This window comes from Paenibacillus sp. SJS-P3, from assembly GCF_056711585.1.
Genome location: NZ_CM160043.1, coordinates 815942 through 835214 on the forward strand (window position 1 = coordinate 815942; position 19273 = coordinate 835214).

A 19273-nucleotide genomic window follows, 5' to 3' on the forward strand; every position below is an offset into this window, starting at 1 on the left:
TGCCGGCCCCGACAGCCGCAGGAGACGGATCAATGCGAAAAAGGGCCGTTCCGGAAGCTTCGCCCGGAACGGCCCTTTCTTTTTCCCAGCTTAGGACAAGTAGACGTTCAGCTCGCGGATCGACCACCAGCTGGTGCTCGTGCCGGTCTGCACGATCTTGATGTAGCGGGTGGTCTTCGCCGCGAACGAGGCGGTGACGACGGGGCCGGTGCCGGCACCAGTGGCGACGGAGCTGCCCCAGCTCGCGCCGTCGGCGGAGACATAGATTTCATAACCGCGGGCATAGTCGCCGTCGCTGCCGGTAGAATCCATCGTCAGCCTGGAGAAGGTTTTGGACGCCTTCATATCGATGGTGATGGATTGTCCCGGCGCCATCGCCGCGCCTGTGCTCCAGCGGGTCGCCATGCTGCCGTCGAGCAGGTTGGCCGCAGCGTCGCCGCTGGACGGAGTGCTGCTCGCCGTCCAGCCGGTCCGGTCCAGCGCCGCGCCGGGAGTAGGAACCGGGGTCGGGGACGGAGTTGCGGTCGGGGTTGGAGTCGGCGACGGTGTCGGCGTCGTCCCGCCTGACGCGCCGTACACGTTCAGCTCGCGGATCGACCACCAGCTGCTGCTCGTGCCGGTCTGCACGATCTTGATGTAGCGGGCGGTCTTCGATGCGAACGAGGCGGTGACAACCGGACCGGCGCCGGTGCCTGTGGCGACGGAGCCGCCCCAGCTCGCGCCGTCGGCGGAGACGTAGACCTCATAGCCCCGCGCATAGTCGCTGTCGCTGCCGGTGGAGTCCATCGTCAGCTTGTTGAAGGTTTTGGAAGCCTTCATGTCGATGGTGATGTACTGGCCTGGCGCCATCGCCGCTCCCGTGCTCCAGCGGGTAGCCATGCTTCCGTCGAGCAGGTTGGCCGGGACGTCTCCGCTCGACGGATTGCTCGTCGCGGTCCAGCCTGTCCGGTCCAGCGCCGCTCCCGGTGCCGGGGTCGGTGTCGGCGTAACCGTCGGGGCAGGGGTCGGAGTCGGAGTCGCTGTAGGCGCAGGAGTAGGCGTGCCTCCCGAGCCGTTGCCCGCCCATTCCGCCAGCGTCTGGCGCATCGCCTCGGCCGGGGAGTTCGCGTACACGCGGCCGCCGGTGTTGTTGATGATATGGGAGATCTCGCTGCCGGCCGTGCCGGAGAGCCAGATGGTCGTCATGTTGTGGAACTTCACGCCAGGCGCGTTCGGCGCCTCGATGGCGCTGTTCAGCTTGACGGCCGCGTCGCGGAAGTAGGAGTAGATGCCGAGTCCCCAGGCCTCATGGCTTGTCACGCTGTCGGCGACCTTGTAGGAGGCGTAGCCGTTGACGGCGCCTCCGCCGCTCTTCCAGGAGGCTTGGTTCGGCACGTCGTACGGAATTTCGGACTGGTAGAAATACAGCTTGCCGCCGTTGCCGTTCCAGACGGTCTGGTACTCGTTGTGATGCTCGTTGAACAGCCCGTACAGGGTGACGTCGGTGCCGTTGACGATGAGGCCGTTTTTGGAGACGTTGGACGTCCAGCCGGCGCCGGCGCCGTGGTCGGCGCGCCAGAGCCAGAAATGGTCTCCGATGACGTCGCTGCTGTTGATGCGCAGGCTGGCGTCGCTGCGTCCATTGGACGCGCCGCCGGTACGGAAGGTCAGATCGTGCAGGGAGGTCGGATTGGATTTATGGCGGACCGAGCTGCCGACAGGGCCGACATCCATCAGCACCGGCGTGTTGACAGGGCCGGCATCGAAGGTAAGGCCGGCGATCTTCACGCCGTCCACGTCCGCGACGGTCATCGCGGGCAGTCCCGTATCCGGCACGAGCGTCGGAATGCCGATGCCGAGCACGACGGTATTGGCGTTCGCCACGCGGATCGTATCGTTCAGATGATAGATGCCGGGCGTGAACAGCAGATGCTTGCCTTGGGCGAGGGCGGTGTTCAGGCTCGCCGCGGTAGCGCTTTCAGGACGCGCGACATAAAACTGGCTGATCGGGATCGACTGGCCGGGCGTAGAGCCGGACGCCCAGCTGACGCCCTGCGTGCCGCTCTGCAGCGCGGGGACGAACACCTGGTACTGGCCGTTGCCGTCGACGTACAGATACGGCTTCTCGCGGATGGCCGGCGTCGTCGGCACGACGGTGTAGGGAGGATCCGGGAAGCTGGCCGCCGGGGCGTTCTTGCTGCCGACGAACATCATGTTCCAGACGCCGTTCGTCCATTCGCCCCACTCGCTGTTGCGGGAGAACCACTGCTGCTGGGAGGCAGGCACGACTTTGCCGTCGACCTTGGAATCCGCGAGGAAGCCTCCGCTGGCCCAGCCGGCGTTCCAGTTGGAGTCGAAGTCGAACAGGTCGAGCTCGCCCTTGATGTTGAGGCGGCGGAGCGGAGCGGCCTGCGACACGGCGATCTGCGTCTTGCCGCTGGCAGGGGCGAGCGTCATGTTCTCGATCGCCCGCCAGAAGTTGCGCGTCGCGTTGCCGTTGTCCCAGTCGGCATTCACATTGACGCCGCCGGTTACCGTAACATCTCCGGGATTGCGCCCGAGGCCGGCCACATGGGTATAGAAGCCGACGTTGAAATTGACATTATAGGTGCCGGGCTTGAACAGCAGCGCCTTGCGGCTGCTGCTGAACTCAGCCGACTCCAGCGAGCTGAAGATCGACGTCGCCACGGACTGGATGTCCGCCGCCGGCATGGACGGATCGAACACATAGACATCGGGTCCGAACAGGGTGGTGTTGGCGTCGCTGACCGGTGCGGCCGAAGCTGCGCCGGCCGCCAAACCGCCCAGCGTCAGCGCCGCTGCGACCGACAGGATCATTTTCTTCATTTTTCATCCTCCTTTGATTTGGCCTTGCGTTGCGCGGGTTGGCCCTGATGTTGAAATCGTTTTCAAAAACGGGTTGACTGCCACCTCTTTTCTTTTGATGTCGATGAATTTCTATTGCCATCCTGGGACGGCAACCCCAGTATAAGATGGAATTCCATCCTTGAAAACGGTTTCTTTCCAAGTTCTTGAAAATACAAACCCTGCGGCTTGAATTCACCGCGCCAAGCGAAAAAAAGCAGCCTCCGCGATGAGCGGAGGCGGAAGGGTGTCGACACCGGCCAGCGGATCATCTCTTGATGGAGCCGATACACGTCTTGGCGAAATAGTTCTGCGCGCAGGCGCCGAGGATGGCCGGAAGAGCCTCTCCCGGGAAGCGCCGCAAGCCTAGGAGAACGCGCCTGCGACGAGGATGGGCAGCCGGAAAGCCGCCGTGGAGACGGCGGTTTTTGCCGTCTTTACCGCCGCCGGGAAGCGGCAGGATCGGGGAAGGCCGCAAGGCCGGTTCCCGGAGAACGCGCTTGGCTGCCGTTCTCCTGTCCCAAGCAGGCATGGTATGATGGAGGCTGACTAAACCAGACATCATGAAGGAGGCCGCCTAAGGACATGAACCAGCCGGGACCGACCCTGACCGAAGCGATGATTCAAAATCTGTGCGGCAGCCTTTCCTTCGGGAAGGGCCGGACGCTCTACAAAAACGGCAAGGTGCTGCTGGCCGATATGGCTGCGGACGGCAGCCGGGTCGAGGCTCTTGTCCAAGACAAGCCCCAGAGCCATGTTTCCGTTCGCGCCGGTTCGGGCGGCAGGCTGGAGGCGGCCTGCTCCTCTTGCCCGCCATTGGGCTCCTACGTCAAAGGCTGCAAGCATGTGGCGGCGGTGCTCGTAGCCGTCAAGGAGCGGCTCCATGACGACGGCGAGGAGCCTGGCCGCCGGCGGAGCGCGGGGAAAAAGCCGTCAGCCGGCGACAAGGCGCCTCCGTCCGGCGTGGACAAGCTGCTGCAGCTGTTCGCCGCGGCTGCGGCGCCAGCCGCTCCCGGCCTGGCGGAGCGGCTGGTGGACTCGCGCCGGCTGACGCGGGCGGAGCTTGTCTGCGCGCCGGTCCTGCTGGATGGCGGCTTGCGCCTGCTCGGCATCGCCTTGTCGGTTGCGGACGGTCGCGGCCTGCGGCCCGTGAGGCGGATCCGCGAATTCCTGCTGCGCATCGGCGCTGGAGCTGCGTCCGACCCGGCCGAGACGGGCGTCGCCTTCGATCCGCAGCAGCAGCGCTTTCCTGCCGGGCAGGAGGCGCTGCTGCGCCTGCTCGCAGAGACGGCCGGCACGGAGGCGCTGTACCGGCAGCCGTCGGGGCAGGCCGGCGATGCCGCCGCAAGCGCTTTGCCGGAGAGCGTGCTTCCGGTGCCGCCTGCCGCCTGGCCCCGCCTGTTGCCGCTGCTGCTGCAGGCGACGGGCTTGAAGCTGGAGCATCGGGGAGCCGCCTATGATGGGCTGCGCGAGGGAGACGGCGCTCCGGAGCTCGGCTTCCTGCTGGAGGAGGCGGAGCGCGGCGAATACGGGCTGCGGGCCGACGGCCTGGCCGGCGTTACCGCCTTTCCTGCGTACGCCGCCGCCCTGCAGGGCAACTCGCTGCATCGACTCGATCCGCAGCAGGCCGTACGGCTGGACGAGCTGCAGCGGCTGCTGGCCGACGCGCCGGATGGAAGGCTGACCGTTCCAGAAGGTCAGCTGGAGGCGCTTGCCGCCGGCGTGCTGCCGGAGCTGGCCAAGCTCGGCAGCGTGAAGCTGGACGCCCGCCTGGAGGAGCGGATGATCCGTCATCCGCTCAAAGCCCGGCTCTATTTGGACCGGGTGCGCGACAAGCTGCTTGCCGCCCTTGAATTCCAATACGGAGAGATCGTCTTCAATCCGCTGGAGGATTTGCGCCAGAGAGGGACGGGAGCGATTCTGATCCGCGATCCCGAGCGGGAAGCCGAGATATTCCGGGTGCTGGAGGAGGACAAGCCCGCCTCCACGGACGCAGGTTATTTCCTCTCGGGGGAAGAGGAGGAGTATCGCTTCCTTTACCGCACCGTACCCAAGCTGGAGAAGCTGCTGCAGATCTACGCGACGAATGCGGTCCGCATCCGCATGCCGTCGAGCACGGCGCCGCCGCAGGTGCGGGTAGAGGTCGACGAGCGGACCGACTGGCTGGAATTCCGCTTCTCGATGGACGGAGTGCCGGCCGAGGAGGTTCGCCATCTGGTGGAGGCGGTTCAGGAACGAAAGCCTTACTACAGGCTGCCGTCGGGAGCGTTCGTTTCCCTCGAGGGCGACCGCTTCGCCGATATGATCCGAATTATCCAGGATACGGGCATGGCAAGCCGGATCGGCCCGGACGGATCGTTCAAGCTGCCGCTGCTTCAGGGGCTGCCCATGCTTCACCATGCTTCCGGCGAGGATGCGGGCATGCGGTTCGGTCCCGCCTTGCATAAGCTGGCGGAGGATCTCCGCCATCCGGAGCGATTGGAGTTCCCGTTGCCGGAATCGCTGGACAACGTGCTGCGCGACTATCAGAAGACCGGCTTCCGCTGGTTCAAGACGCTGGCCCATTACGGCCTTGGAGGCATTCTGGCTGACGACATGGGGCTGGGAAAAACGCTGCAGGCGATCTCCTTCCTCGTCTCCGTGCTGCCCGAGATCCGGGAGAGCGGACAGCCGGCTCTCGTCGTCTGCCCGTCCTCGCTGCTGTACAACTGGAGCTCGGAGCTGGAGCGCTTCGCTCCCGGCATGCGGGCCGTCATCGCCGACGGCTCCAAGAAGGAGCGCAGCGCCAAGCTGTCCCGGCTGGGCGGCGTCGACGTCGTCATTGCCTCCTACCCGCTGGTAAGGCTGGATACGGCCGATTACGACGCGCTTGCGTTCCATACGCTCATCCTGGACGAGGCGCAGATGATCAAGAACGATGTCACGAGCACGGCACGGGCGGTGAAGCGTCTGAATGCGCGCCATCGGTTCGCTCTGTCCGGCACGCCGCTGGAGAACCGCTTGACCGAGCTGTGGTCGATCTGCGAGGCCGTGCTGCCGGGGCTGTTCGGCAGCCGCCGCGAGTTCCAGGAGCTGCGCAGCGAGGAGGTAGCGCGCATGATCCGGCCGTTCCTGCTCCGCAGGCTCAAGCGCGACGTGCTGAGCGAGCTGCCGGACAAGATCGAGACGATGCTGAAGACCGACCTGCTGCCGGAGCAGAAGAGGCTGTACGCCAGCTATCTGGTGAAGCTGCGGGCGGAGGCTCTGAAGCATATGGCCGAGGGCATTTTCGAGCTGAAGAAGATCCGCATTCTGGCGGGGCTGACCCGCCTGCGGCAGATCTGCAACCATCCGGCCGTGTTCGTGGAGGACTATGCCGGCGGCTCGGCCAAGTTCGATCAGCTGATGGATCTCGTGCGGGATTGCCGGCTGAGCGGACGCAGGCCGCTCGTCTTCTCGCAGTACACCGGCATGCTGGACATGATCCGACGGCGGCTGACGGAGCAGGGCGTGTCCACGTTCCTGCTCGAGGGCAGCACACCGGCCCGCGAGAGAGTGGAGATCTGCCGCCGCTTCAACGCCGGCGAGCGCGACGTCTGCCTGCTCTCGCTCAAGGCCGGCGGCACCGGCCTCAACTTGACCGGCGCCGACACGGTCATCCTGTACGACCTGTGGTGGAACCCGGCGTCCGAGCAGCAGGCGATGGACCGGGCGCACAGGATCGGCCAGGACAAGACGGTGCAGGTGTTCCGGCTCGTCGCCCGCGGCACGATCGAGGAGCGCATGCACGACATGCAGCAGCGCAAGCGCCGTCTCGCCGAGGAAGTCATCCAGGGAACGGCCGAAGCCGATATGCCGCTGCTGGATCAGGATGACATCCGGGAGCTTCTGGCGCTGCCGAACCACTCCATATCAGGAGGATAGATTGAATGAAGGCTGTTTTTTCAAGCGCTGCTCGCAGCTTTTCTGATGCATGCTGTCGTGACCGGCGGCATTTACGGATACTTGAAGCTTTTGGCCGTCAATCGAACTCGAGAAGGCTACTTCCCGGACGCATTCGGTATGCAGATTGCCGGCGGCTCGATCGTGGCGCTCCTGTGCATGACCTTTTTGACCTTCGTCCTGCTTTATATGGCGATCGGATGGACGGTGATCCGGCTCCGTTGACAACGGAGGCGGCAAGTCCTTCGGCTTCAAAAGCCCTTGCAGCATCTGAATGCTGCGAGGGCTCTTTTTTTAAGAAGCAGGATAAATCAACGAGGGACTCGAAAAGAATGACCGTGTATCTTTAATGGTCCAATGAATCTGTAGAACGAATCCAGAGGTCCAAAGCTTCACTGGAGACCGGGAATACCTTCCCTAACGGCAATCGGATTCCAATCGGCAGATTTTATGAAAGCGCATCCGGATCATTCGGCGCCAACAATTCGATAAGGACAAGCCACCTATAATCCAAGGAGGAAGATGCAAAGATGATGGAGCATATGGTATCAATCAAGTTCAACCGGGAGCTTGACGCCGAGACGCGGCAGTCGATCGTGGACGAGCTCGCGGCGTTCAAAGGGGAAATTCCGGGCATCGTCGAGCTGTCGGCGGGAATCAACGAAACGGAGGAGCTGGAGAACAAGCACGGCTTCTCGCTCGGCCTGCGCATCCTTTTCGAAGACCTCGAATCCTTGCGGAGCTATGGTCCCCATCCCGTGCATCAAGCGTTTTTGAGCCGCATCGGCGGCATGCTGGAGCAGGTTGTCGTCGTTGATTTTCCGGTGTCCTAGATACATGTGGACCTACGGTTGCTAATAAGGAGGCAAAGTATGTCTTTAGAAATTCTGCAAGCAACGGTCGCGGATCGGCTGGGCAGCCTGGAGCAGCCGGTGAATCGACCCCTTTTGATCGGAGTCGACGGCTGCGGGGGATCGGGCAAAAGCACGCTGGCCGAAGCCTTGAAGCTGAGCTGTCCTTCTCCGGTGACGATTTTGCATTTGGACGATTTCTATGTCCCGCCATCGGAGCTGGACCGCAGCCGGCCTGAGTCGCTGCCCGTCGGAGCGGATTTCGACTGGCGGAGATTGAAGCGGGAGGTGCTGGACAGCGTCCTTGGCGGAGCGGACGGCAAGTACCAGAGGTATGACTGGGAGACGGAGCGCCTGTCCGACTGGCATGAGGTTCCGGCCTGCGGCACGCTCATCGTCGAGGGCGTTACGGCGACCCGCCTGGAGCTCGCGCCGCTCTATGACCTGACGATCTGGGTGGATTGTCCGCGGGAGGAGCGTCTGCGCAGAGGCCTGGAGCGCGACGGGGAGGAAGCTCGTGGACGCTGGGCGGCATGGATGGCGGCAGAGGACAGGTATGCACAATCCCACAAGCCGATGGAGCGGGCTGATCTCGTCGTCAAGGGCGACTGATCCGGAGCCTGACGTTGGGAGTAACCAGTATCAGTTACATGTGAAGTACCAGTAAAATCTCCGGGGTTTGCTGCGTCTTTGATCGACGGGGAGCGTAGAAACTTCTTTTCTTTCAGCCGCCATTTTCTTATTGACTTGGAGCTCACTCCAAGGAGTATAGTCGTCCTATCCCCTTTAAGGAGTGTGCCGACGCATGGAATATGTGAAACTTGGAAATACCGGCTTGGATGTATCCCGCATTTGCCTTGGCTGCATGGGCTTCGGCGATGCCGATCGCTGGGTTCATAAGTGGGTGCTCGATGAGGAGAGCAGCCGTCACATCATCAAGAATGCCTTGGAGCTGGGCATTAATTTCTTTGATACGGCAAATGTGTACTCGGCCGGAGCCAGCGAAGAATTTGTCGGACGCGCTCTTAAGGACTTCGCGAATCGGGATGAGATCGTCATCGCGACGAAGGTGAATGGCCGCATGCATGAGGGCGCCAACGGGGCCGGACTTTCCCGCAAGGCGATCATGAGCGAGATCGACAAAAGCCTGAAGCGTCTTGGAACCGATTACGTAGACCTGTACCAGATTCACCGCTGGGATTACCATACGCCGATCGAAGAGACGATGGAAGCCATGCACGATGTCGTGAAGGCTGGCAAAGCCCGATACATAGGGGCTTCCGCCATGTATGCATGGCAATTCTTGAAGGCGCTGCATGCAGCCGAGACACACGGATGGACCCGGTTCGTATCGATGCAGAATCATTTGAACCTCATTTATCGCGAAGAAGAACGGGAGATGCTTCCTCTCTGCAGGGAGGAGAAAATCGGCGTGATTCCATACAGCCCGCTGGCAGGCGGAAGGCTGACGAGAGATCCACAGGAAACGACTCTTCGTTCCGAAACCGATCAGATCGCCAAACAAAAATACGATGCGTCTGCAGATGCCGACCGATCGATCATCGATCAAGTTGCTTCCATAGCGGAAAAGCGCGGCGTTTCCCGCGTCCAGATCGCGTTGGCCTGGCTGCTGCAGAAGCAGCCCGTAACCGCTCCTATTGTCGGCGCCACCAAAATATCGCATCTCCAGGAAGCGGTGGCCGCGCTCTCGGTTTCCTTGACGCCGGAAGAAATCGCGTCGCTGGAAGAGCCGTATGTCCCTCATCGGGTCGTCGGAGCCCAATAAAATCGCATGAACGCCGGCAAGCAAGACTCGGAGAACGGATGACGTCTGAGGAGGGGAGCAGCCTGGAGCGTTTATGGACGAAATCGTTCATTCTCATGACGATAGGAAATTTATTCTTATTTGTCTCTTTTTATATGCTGTATCCGACGATGCCGCTCTTCATCCAGCAGATGGGAGGCAATGAATCGCAGGTCGGCCTGGCGATGGGAGCCTTCATGCTGTCCGCCGTCGCTTTCCGTCCGCTTGTCGGAGGATTGCTGGACCGGTACGGCAGGCGTCCGTTTATCGTCGGGGGCCTGATCCTGTTCACCTTGGCGATGTATATGTACAACTGGGTCGGAGGGATCATCATGCTGATGGGTCTCCGAATCCTGCATGGCATGACCTGGGCCGTTTCCACGACGGCTACGATCACCGCCGTTACAGACATCATTCCGTCTGCCCGCCGCGGAGAAGGCATGGGGTGGTTCGGCACATCCATGACCTTGGCGATGGCGGTCGGCCCGATGGCGGGAATCTGGGTTGCCGAGAGCCGATCGTACAGCAGTTTGTTTTTATTGGCGGTGGCGCTCGCAGCTGCGGCTCTGCTCCTGATGGCCGGAGCCAACCTGCCTTTTCAGCCGGCATCGCCGGCAAGGCGGATCGAATGGTTCGAAAAATCCGTGCTCCCCGTTGCGGGTTCCGTCTTCTTCCTGTTTGTCGCCTACGGAGGCATCACGACCTTCGTGCCGTTGTTCGCGAAATCGCTGCAGGTCAATTCCGGCACGTTTTTCCTCGTCTTCGCGGCCACGCTGGCGCTTAGCCGGCCCCTTTCAGGGAAGCTGTCCGACCGGTACGGCGAGAGGATCGTCATCATGCCGGCCCTTGCGGCTACGATCGGAGCCTTGATCGTTTTGAGCCTTTCGACGGGATTGACCGGCATCCTCGTCTCGGCGGTTCTATACGGCATCGGCTTCGGATCCGCGCAGCCCGCTTTTCAGGCGGCGACGATCCGTCTGGCCCGTCCGGACCGTCTGGGGGTCGCCAATGCCTCCTTGACGGCTGCCAATGATCTTGGCATCGGACTGGGAGCGATCGCGCTGGGCTGGATTTCCCAGTATGCGAGCTATCAAGCCTTGTTCGCGGTCAGCGCCGGATCCGTTGCGGTTTCCTTGATCCTCTTCATGATTTTTGTGAACCGGTTGCTGCGGAATACAATCGAACCGGCGCTCCAATAAGGCGCCCGGGCGACTGACAAAGTCAACGCAAAGGAAACAGCCCGGGTATCCGGGCTGTTTCCTTTCCTGGTCAGCTTCGTATTTCCCCGTTTCGGACGGTTTTTGGAAGAGAAATAAAATGGATTGACACATTTACGAACGGAAAATATAATATCCGTGTAATCGATTACATCAATCGATTAGAAGAGGTGTTCTTTCAGGGCGTGAAAGGCAACGGCAAAGAGGGGCAAATTTTTTTACCGATTAATGTAATCGATTTCATTTCAGTCTGAAAGGGGCTGTGATTTGGATGCAGAGTAGGATGGGGCGAGGAAAGACGGGCAGAACGACCGCATTCATTCTGGCGTTGATTCTCATGTGGACGTCTGTCCTCACGGGCGCGCTTGGAAGGAATACCGCCAGCGCGGAGGAAGGAGATGCGGCTCCGTCCCGGTGGTATCAGAACTTCGAGAAGGCTGGAGCGAACGGGGATTTCGGCATTCAAGCTATTGGAAGCGCTTCATCCGCAGCGGTGAGCTCAGTCCAAACAGCTTATGTCTCCAGCAAGAAAAGCGTTCGTCTCGTGCAGACGAACGACAACAATCCATCCGGAGGAGCATGGAATACGGATGTGTACGGGTTCCGCGCAGGACCGCAGGACGATGAGGCTTATACGGTAGCCGGGAATACATACTACGATGCTTCCAGCTACAGCTACTTCAGCTTTTATGTCTTGGACGGGGATGCCCATAATCCGAACATCGTGTTCAAGGATGCGGATGGACGCAGCTGGAACGCTCCTACGGACGGCATCAATTCCGTCAAGGACCAGTGGACCCGGCTGTCCGTCCAGCTGGACAAGTCCCAGCTTGATTTCTCGAGGCTCGTATCGGTATCGATCGGGGAATATTGGGGCTGGGGAAATACCTATTCCTTTGACGAGCTGTACTTCGCCAAGACAGCCGACGATCTCCCGCCCGCCTATCCGGACGAGCCGGAGGAGCCCCAGTCTCCAGCCGCTCCGCTCATGTACCAGAGCTTCGATGAGCCTGGACAAGACGGCAGCTACGGACTGATGGGCCAAGGCAGCGCAACGGCGGCGAGGCCTGTGCGATCCCAGAGCGCTTACTCATCCAGCGCGGGGAGCTTGGAGGCCGTGCACCATTCCTATATTGGCGGCGACGGCAAGGATAGCAACGAGGCGTGGGATACGGGCGTCTACGGCGTGAGAATCGCTCCGCAGGGAGATGCCTCCGTCACGGGAGCGGCTTACACGGACGCCTCCAACTACAGCTATCTCAAGTTCTATGTCAAGGATACGACGGCTCAGGCGGGATCCAACATCCACATCGTTTTCAAGGATGCGGACGGAGGCGTATGGGATACCGATTCGGGCCAGGCCGCCAAGACAGAGCCGGACAAATGGGTCCAAATGACCGTAAAGCTGGACAAGTCCAAGCTGGACTTCTCGAAGCTGAGCGAAATTCAGCTGGGCACTTTCTGGGGCTGGAACAACAAGTACTATTATGACGACCTTTATTTGGCGCAAAATGAGAGCGATCTCTCGCCTGCCTATGAGCCCGAGGCGACCAAGCTGTTCCATGACTTCGAGAACGGGGAAGGCAGCTCAGCGGGCAGCGGCGCGACCGTCGAGTTGTCGGATGACGTGCCGAGCTCAGCCGAAAAGACCAGCGTCAAGCTGACGACTGCAGCGAGCGGATGGCCGTATGTGAACAACAGCTACATGCGGGCGCTTCCCAAGTCGGGAGAGAGCTTCGATGCTTCCGGCTACAAGTACCTGGCTTTCTATATCAAGGATACCCAGGGATCCAACGGCGCGGAGATCCGCCTGTACGATGCCGATGGAGCCGTGCTGGACAAATGGGGTTCGGTCAACTCCAAAAAGGACAAATGGACCAAGATTCTGCTTCCGCTGAACGGGGAGACCGGCATCGACCTTTCCCGAATCAAGTCCGTGGACATCGGCCAATACAACGCCGGCGTCTACTATATTGATGATATTTTCTTCGCGATGAGCGAAGACGACGAGCTGCCGGGCTTCCTCGACGGGGCGCATCAGACCGGCTCGGTCTGGTATCAGAGCTTTGAAACGAAGGGACAGGACGGCAAGTACGGCCTCGCCGCCGGTACTGGCGTTGCCGCCGAAGTGACCGCGGAGCGCTCGGCGAATCCGCATCATTCCTTCAGCATCAAGGCCGTGGTGGCAGCCGACTCTGCCGATTATGCCGTGAACGGCATCGGGATCATGCCGCAGGCGCTCGGGGCTTCTCCGGACAAGACGAAGCCTTACGACTACCGTCCGGAGATGGATGCGACAGCGTTCAGCCATCTGATCTTCTACGTCTGGGACGCCCAGGGAGGACAGCAGCTTCAGGTGCGCCTGACGGATTCCGGGGGCAGGACGCTGGATGCCGTGTCCGAAGCGGCTACCGCTGCGAACAGCTGGAACCGGATCGCCGTGCCGCTCGACAAGACGGCGAATTTCCGCTTCGCTCAGCTGAGCCAGGTGACGGTGAAGCCGGAGAAGGCCGGCATCTACTATATCGATGAATTTTATCTGGGCGTTGGCGCGGACGGAAGCTTTCCGAACGAAGGCTACACCCAGCTCGCGCTGAAGGACGTCGGCGGAGAAGCTCTTCCTTATGCGAACGGCGTGCCGCTCGGCTCGTTCGAGAAGCAGAAGGACCGGACCTACCTTTCACTCAGCGGAGGCTGGAAGAAGCAGCGCATGGATCTGGATTCCGCCCTTTCGGCTTCTCCCCGCGGCAGCGAGCGGCAAGCGGCGCTGGAAGAGGAAGCGGACGGCAGGCAGCAGCCGGGCTATGACGATTCGGGCTGGGCCGGCAAGACGCTTCCGATGCCGGAAGACGAGATGGGTCCGTACGAATCCGTGAGCGGACCGGAGGGCAAGAGCGACAAGTCCGGCTACCAGGGAGGCGTCTGGTACCGCAAGCATGTCGAGGTCGACGCGTCGCTGGAAGGGCAGCCCGTCCGGCTTTCCTTCCTGGGCGTCAACTATTATGCGGATGTATGGATCAACGGCCATTATGCCGGCGGCCATCAGGGCGGCTACACGCCGTTCGCGCTCGATGCGGCGCAGTGGCTGAACTACGGCGGGGACAACGTGATTTCCGTCCGCGTGGACAATCCGAAGTGGGACAGCTTCGACAACGGAGAAATTCTGCCGTACAAAACTTCCGACTGGTTCAACTACACCGGCATTCTGCGTGATGCCTACCTGGAATTTTTGCCGCAGGCTCATGTTGTCCGCAGCGATGTGACGGTGCCCGACATCAGCGGCGCGGTCGATGTCCGCACCTTCCTGGACAATGCCGGCGGCGCGGACAGCCAGGCACAGCTGACTTATTCCATCTATGAGGCCGATGTGAAGGCTGACAACCGGCTCAGCGAATATGCGGAGGATCTTGCAGGAGGTCAGGCCGTCGCTTCGGGCAGCGCGAATGCAGCGCTCGCCTCGGTCGGGCAAGCGGTGAACAAGCTGCGGCTTCAGATCCCGAATCCGAAGCTGTGGAGTCCGGCTCATCCGAATTTGTACATTCTCAAGGTCGAGCTCAAGCAGAACGGCTCCGTCAAGGACAGCTTCTTCACCCAGTTCGGCATCCGGACGCTGGAGGCGGACGGCGTTCAGATCAAGCTCAATGGCGAGCTTGCGCCGTTCCTGGCCGGAATGGGCTATACGGAAGACAGCGCCGACAAGGGACCGTCGCTCGAACCGGCGACCCGCTACAGCGATCTGAGCAAAATCAAGCTGGATATGAAGGCCAACTTCATCCGGACGGGACATTTCCCGCACAGCCTGGCGACGTATCAATACGCCGACCGGATCGGCCTCGCCGTCTGGCAGGAGATCCCGGCCTACTGGTTCAGCGGAGCGGCCTTCGATCTGCAGCGCCAGCGCGGACAGGCTAAGCAGATGCTGGAGGAAATGATTTTCAGCAACTACAACCGTCCCTCGGTCTGGTTCGACGGCGTCGCCAATGAATCCGCGGGACAGCTGGAGAGGGTCAACTACATCGCGGAGATGCGCGATACGGCGCATGCCATCGACGGCACCCGGCTTGTCGGCCAATCGGCTGTGGCGAACCCGTACGAGGGCGAGAGCGACCATTCCCACTCGGGGGCGGACGTAATCGGCATGACCATGTATTTCGGAGCCTTCTACGGAGCCAACACCGATGCCGAGACGCAGGAGGAGATCGAGCGCATATCCGCCCTGCATCCGGGCAAGCCGATTATCGCGACGGAGTACGGGTATTGGTCCGGCGATGAAAGCCCTGCCGATACGAGGCAGACGCAGCTGTTCACCGGCACCTTCAATGCTTTTGCCCGAACGGCGACGGTCAAGGAGGACGGCATGGCGAACGCTTCCGGCCTGCTGAGCGGCGCGGCCTGGTGGACGGCCTACAACTGGTATACCAACATTACCGGCCTGCAGACGATGGGGCTTTACCATATGGATCGCAAAACGGCGAAGCCGGTCAAGGATGTGCTGGCGGAGCGCTATGACCGCTATACCCATACGGATGGAGGCGAAAAGCCGGTTCCCGCCGGCATATCGGCCTGGTTCCAAAGCTTTGATTCCGGCAAAGGCTTCCGTGCATCGGACAGCGGCATCCGGCTGGAGCCGTCTTCGGACAGCGCCGGCGGAAGCGGCCGCAGCCTGGAGATCGACGCCGGCGAAGGGACGGACGGCTCGCATGTTTCCTTCGTGCCGCAGGGAGGAACGATCAACAGCGATTTGTCTGTGTACAATCAATTGAATTTCTTTGCCAAGGACAGCCGGGGAGGGCGGCCTCTGACCGTCACCTTGATCGATTCCGAAGGAAGGGCCTGGAGCTCCGTGACGGAAGAAAGCACGGTCCTGGACAAATGGGCCCGTCTCAGCGTTTCTCTGGCGGATGCGCAGGGAGTGCCGCTCTCCAGCCGCAGGCTGAACACGATGGCGATTACGGAGATCCGCATCGGCGTGTCGTCCGGCGACAAGCTGCTGATCGACAATGCTTATGCAGCGACGTACAAGGACGGCGCCATGCCGGAATCCTATCCGGCCGGCTCCAGCGGCTGGTTCCAGTCGTTCGAGGAGGAGGGCGTCACGGTCGGTCAAGGGAAGAACGCGGTTGCCGAGGTGGATACAGGCTTTGGCGTCAACCCGGGAGGCAAGGGCAGCGTGAAGCTCGAGGTGAAGGGCAGCGGCGGCGCGCCGGGTCCTGACGCCCAATCCGTCCTCATCCGTCCTCAGGGAGGGGCGGCATCGATCGACGCTTCCGATTTCAATTACCTGGCCTTCTATGTGAAGGATATGCAGGGCTCGAATACGGTTCATATTACGTTCGTGGATACGGACGGCAATGTGTCCGACGGCAATTGGACGGATGTGCCTTCCGTGAAGGGGCAGTGGACGAAGGTATATGTCCCACTGGCGAAAACCTCCGCGGATATCCGCAAGCTCAAGGAAATTCGGCTCGCCGAGTGGAATCCGGGCGTGTATCACTTCGACGATCTGTATTTTGCCGAGTATCCGACGGATGAGATCCCCGCGACCTATACGGAGAAGATCCCGGAGAAGCCGCAGCCAGAAAGCCGCATCAAGGTGGCGGCAGTCGGCGACAGCATCACGGCTGGCGCGGGCATGGACTATGCGGGCGTGACCAGCTATCCCGCGCAGCTGCAGACTCTGCTCGGCGGCAAGTATGAAGTGAAGAACTTCGGCGTCAGCGGCCGGACGCTGATGAAGAGCGGCGACGATCCGTATTGGAACGAAGCGGCCTTTGCGGCCAGCAAGAGCTATGCGCCGGATATCGTCGTCATCCAGCTTGGAACGAACGACACCAAAACCTGGAACTGGAAGAACGGCGTCAACAGCTTCCGGTCCGATTATGAAGAAATGATTCGAATCTATCAGGATCTGCCGAGCCATCCCAAGGTATACGTCAATCTGCCGCCGACGGTATACAACGACGATCCGAACGAGGCTTACGGCATCCTGTCCTCCGTGCTCCAGAACGGGGTCGTTCCGCTTGTGAAGCAGGCGGCGGAGGCGACCGGAGCGGCGGTAATCGACGTGAACGCGGCGACCGCCGGACAAGCGGCCGATTTCCCGGACAAGGTCCATCCGAATCCCAAGGGAGCATGGACGATCGCAGGCGCGGTAGCCAAGCAGCTCAAGGGCGCTGCCGGAGCTGTGGGCGAGACCGAGGTGTGCACATGGAAGGACTGCAAGCCGGGCGCGTACACGATCGTGTACGATGACGGCATCTACGACTCGGTGCTCCGGTTCGCCGGCTTGCATGAGAAATACGACCTCAAGGGCACGCTCGCTCTCGTCAGCGATTGGATCGACAACAGCTATAACGATGTGGGAGCTTCCACCGGATCGTGGGAGCAGTGGAAGGCGCTGCTTGGCAAAGGCTATTTCGATGCTGCGAGCCATACGGCCACTCATCGGGATTTGACCGCTCTGACCCCGTCCGAGGTGAAGGCCGAGCTCGAGAAGTCTATAGCGGAGATCAAGGCGCATACGGGCTTCAATCCGGATACGCTTGCGCTTCCGTACAATGCGACGAATGAAGCGGTAACGGCAGAGGTGGCCAAGCATTTTGCGGCAGCACGCGGCGGCGGCAGCAATGCCGGCAATGCTCCCGGAACGTCCAAGTATTACAATCTCAGCAGCATCATGGCCGACAGCACGACTACGGTGCAAAAGCTGGCCGACTGGACCGACTTCGGCATTGCCAAGGGCAACTGGCTCATTCTGACGGGGCATGGCAATGACGGAGAGGGCTGGTCCTCGCCTCCGCTCAGCCTGTTCGACGGGCATTACGGCTATGTGAAGGATAGAAAAGACGCGCTGTGGAACGGCACTCTGAACGAAGTGGGCAAATATCTCCGCGAAAGGCAAAGCGTCCAAGTCCAGGCAGCGGCAGCAGCCGGCGGAGCCATTGAAGTCACGATGACAGGACTGCCGGAAAGTCCGATCTATGACCAGCCGCTTACGCTGCGCACCAAGGTGCCGGCAGGCTGGACGGAGGCCGAGGTCAGGCAGGGCGGCATCACACGGATGCTGAAGCCTGTATCCGAAGGGGAAGGATCGTTCCTCTACTATGACGTGCTGCCGGTAGAGGGCATCATCCGGGTGGAAGAGAAGAAGGAGCCGGGCACGGATCCAGGTCCGAGTCCAAGTCCGAGCCCGAGCCCAGGCTCAAGTGCGGGCCCGAGCCCGAATCCAAGTGCGAGTCCGAGCCCGAGTCCGAAACCAGGCCCGGATCCAATCACGGATCCGAATCCAATTCCAAGCCCGGGCACGCAGCCAAGCCCGAGTCCGGCTCCAGGCTCCGCGGCTGCAGGCACGGCTGTGCTCTCGCTTGACGAGGCAGCCGTCAAGGCAGCCATAGACGCCGCTTCGGCGAACGCAGACGGGATGACCGCAATAGCCTTTGAGATCCAGGCCGCCAGCGGCTCGGAACGGTACGAGCTCAGCCTGCCGGCAGCTTATCTGGCCCATTACAGCAAGCTCCGGATAGCGGTGTCTACGCCTATTGGACGTTTCGTCCTCTCCGGCGATATGTTCGCAGGACTGGACGGCAGCGCCGGAACGATCGCCGTCTCGCTCGGCAAGAGCGGCCTGCCGCAAGCATCGGCGGCTGTCCTTGCGGCTTCCGGCGGCCGTCCTGCGGTCGAGCTGCTAGCGCGGATCGACGGCAAGCCTGCCTCTTGGAGCTCGGCCAAAAAAACCGTCGAGCTGCAGCTCCCTTACAAGGCTTCGGCGTCCGAGTCGGCTCATTCCCAGCGGCTGACCGTATGGGCGATTCAGCCGGATGGAAAGGCGGATCCGGTTGTCAGCGGACGGTATGATCCGGCATCACAGAGCATGAAGGCCATCGTCAGAAGCTTCGGCCGATATGCGGTCGTATCGGCAGAGCGGACTTTCGGCGACCTGCTGCGTCATGATTGGGCGCGTCCGGCGATCGAATCCTTGGCTTCCAAGGGAGCCGTCAACGGCACGCAAGCCGGCGAGTATTCGCCGGGTCGTCCGGTTACAAGAGCGGAAGCCGTCACGCTGCTCATGAGAGTTCTGGATCTGCATGCGGAAGCCGAAGAGGCATTCGGCGATATCGAGAGCGGCGCTTATTATGAGGAAGCGGTCGCTTCCGCCCGGGCGATGGGCATTGTGAAAGGACAGGGCGGAAATGTCTTTCATCCGCAAGTGTCCGTGTCCCGCCAGGATATGATGGTCATGATCGCAGGAGCCATGAAGGCGGCAGGCATGAAGACAGGCGGAGAGACCCGGAATTTGAATGCTTATAAGGATGGAGACAGCTTCGCGGCCTATGCCCGGTCAAGCGCGGCGTCGCTTCTGGAAGCGGGCCTCCTTCAAGGCAGCGACGGTTATCTGAACCCTGCAGCGTCTCTGACGAGAGCGGAAGCAGCCGTCCTGCTGGAGAGGCTGTACCAGCTTGCCTATCCGCTTTAGAAAAAAGCAAGGCCGTCGGCTGGGTTTCCAGTCCGCCGGCCTTTTTTTTGTGGCGGAGTCGAATGCTTGCTTCAGCAAATAGAGTAAAACCTTCTTGTTGGGCCTTGATAAATCTTCGGCCATTTCTTGTTCAGGTCAAGTCGACCTTTGTTGAAATTGATGA

9 protein-coding genes are annotated in these 19273 nt (G+C 61.1%); 7 read left to right on the forward strand and 2 right to left on the reverse strand.

Going from position 1 to position 19273, the window contains the following annotated elements:
• Nucleotides 1–90: 90 nt before the first annotated feature.
• Both AC06G8_RS03770 and AC06G8_RS03775 read right to left on the reverse strand, forming a co-directional pair.
• Nucleotides 91–2826, reverse strand: coding sequence for a discoidin domain-containing protein (locus AC06G8_RS03770; RefSeq protein WP_480284412.1), 2736 nt, complete (start codon nucleotides 2824–2826; stop codon nucleotides 91–93).
• A gap of 286 nt (nucleotides 2827–3112) precedes the next feature.
• A complete protein-coding gene (locus tag AC06G8_RS03775; RefSeq protein WP_480284413.1) occupies nucleotides 3113–3409 on the reverse strand; it encodes a hypothetical protein in 297 nt (98 codons plus the stop codon).
• A gap of 20 nt (nucleotides 3410–3429) precedes the next feature.
• Here AC06G8_RS03775 and AC06G8_RS03780 point away from each other — a divergent pair, with 20 nt between their 5' ends.
• The 7 genes from AC06G8_RS03780 to AC06G8_RS03810 all read left to right on the forward strand — a co-directional run bounded on the left by AC06G8_RS03780 (nucleotide 3430) and on the right by AC06G8_RS03810 (nucleotide 19110).
• Nucleotides 3430–6747 carry a DEAD/DEAH box helicase gene (locus AC06G8_RS03780; protein ID WP_480284414.1) on the forward strand — a complete coding sequence of 1106 codons (3318 nt, stop codon included), beginning with the start codon at nucleotides 3430–3432 and terminating at the stop codon, nucleotides 6745–6747.
• Nucleotides 6748–6792: 45 nt separating this feature from the next.
• On the forward strand, nucleotides 6793–6990 hold the full coding sequence (locus AC06G8_RS03785; protein WP_447662369.1) for a hypothetical protein: 198 nt from the start codon (nucleotides 6793–6795) through the stop codon (nucleotides 6988–6990).
• 305 nt (nucleotides 6991–7295) lie between these two features.
• A complete protein-coding gene (locus AC06G8_RS03790; RefSeq protein WP_447662370.1) occupies nucleotides 7296–7598 on the forward strand; it encodes a Dabb family protein in 303 nt (100 codons plus the stop codon).
• 39 nt (nucleotides 7599–7637) lie between these two features.
• Entirely contained in the window at nucleotides 7638–8228 is a 591-nt protein-coding gene (locus AC06G8_RS03795; protein ID WP_480284415.1) for a uridine kinase family protein, read from the forward strand.
• Nucleotides 8229–8421: 193 nt separating this feature from the next.
• Nucleotides 8422–9402, forward strand: a complete 981-nt coding sequence (locus AC06G8_RS03800; protein ID WP_447662372.1) for an aldo/keto reductase — start codon at nucleotides 8422–8424, stop codon at nucleotides 9400–9402.
• Nucleotides 9403–9440: 38 nt separating this feature from the next.
• Entirely contained in the window at nucleotides 9441–10619 is a 1179-nt protein-coding gene (locus AC06G8_RS03805) for an MFS transporter (protein WP_480284416.1), read from the forward strand.
• Between the two features lie 301 nt (nucleotides 10620–10920).
• On the forward strand, nucleotides 10921–19110 hold the full coding sequence (locus AC06G8_RS03810) for an S-layer homology domain-containing protein (protein WP_480284417.1): 8190 nt from the start codon (nucleotides 10921–10923) through the stop codon (nucleotides 19108–19110).
• Nucleotides 19111–19273 lie beyond the last annotated feature (163 nt).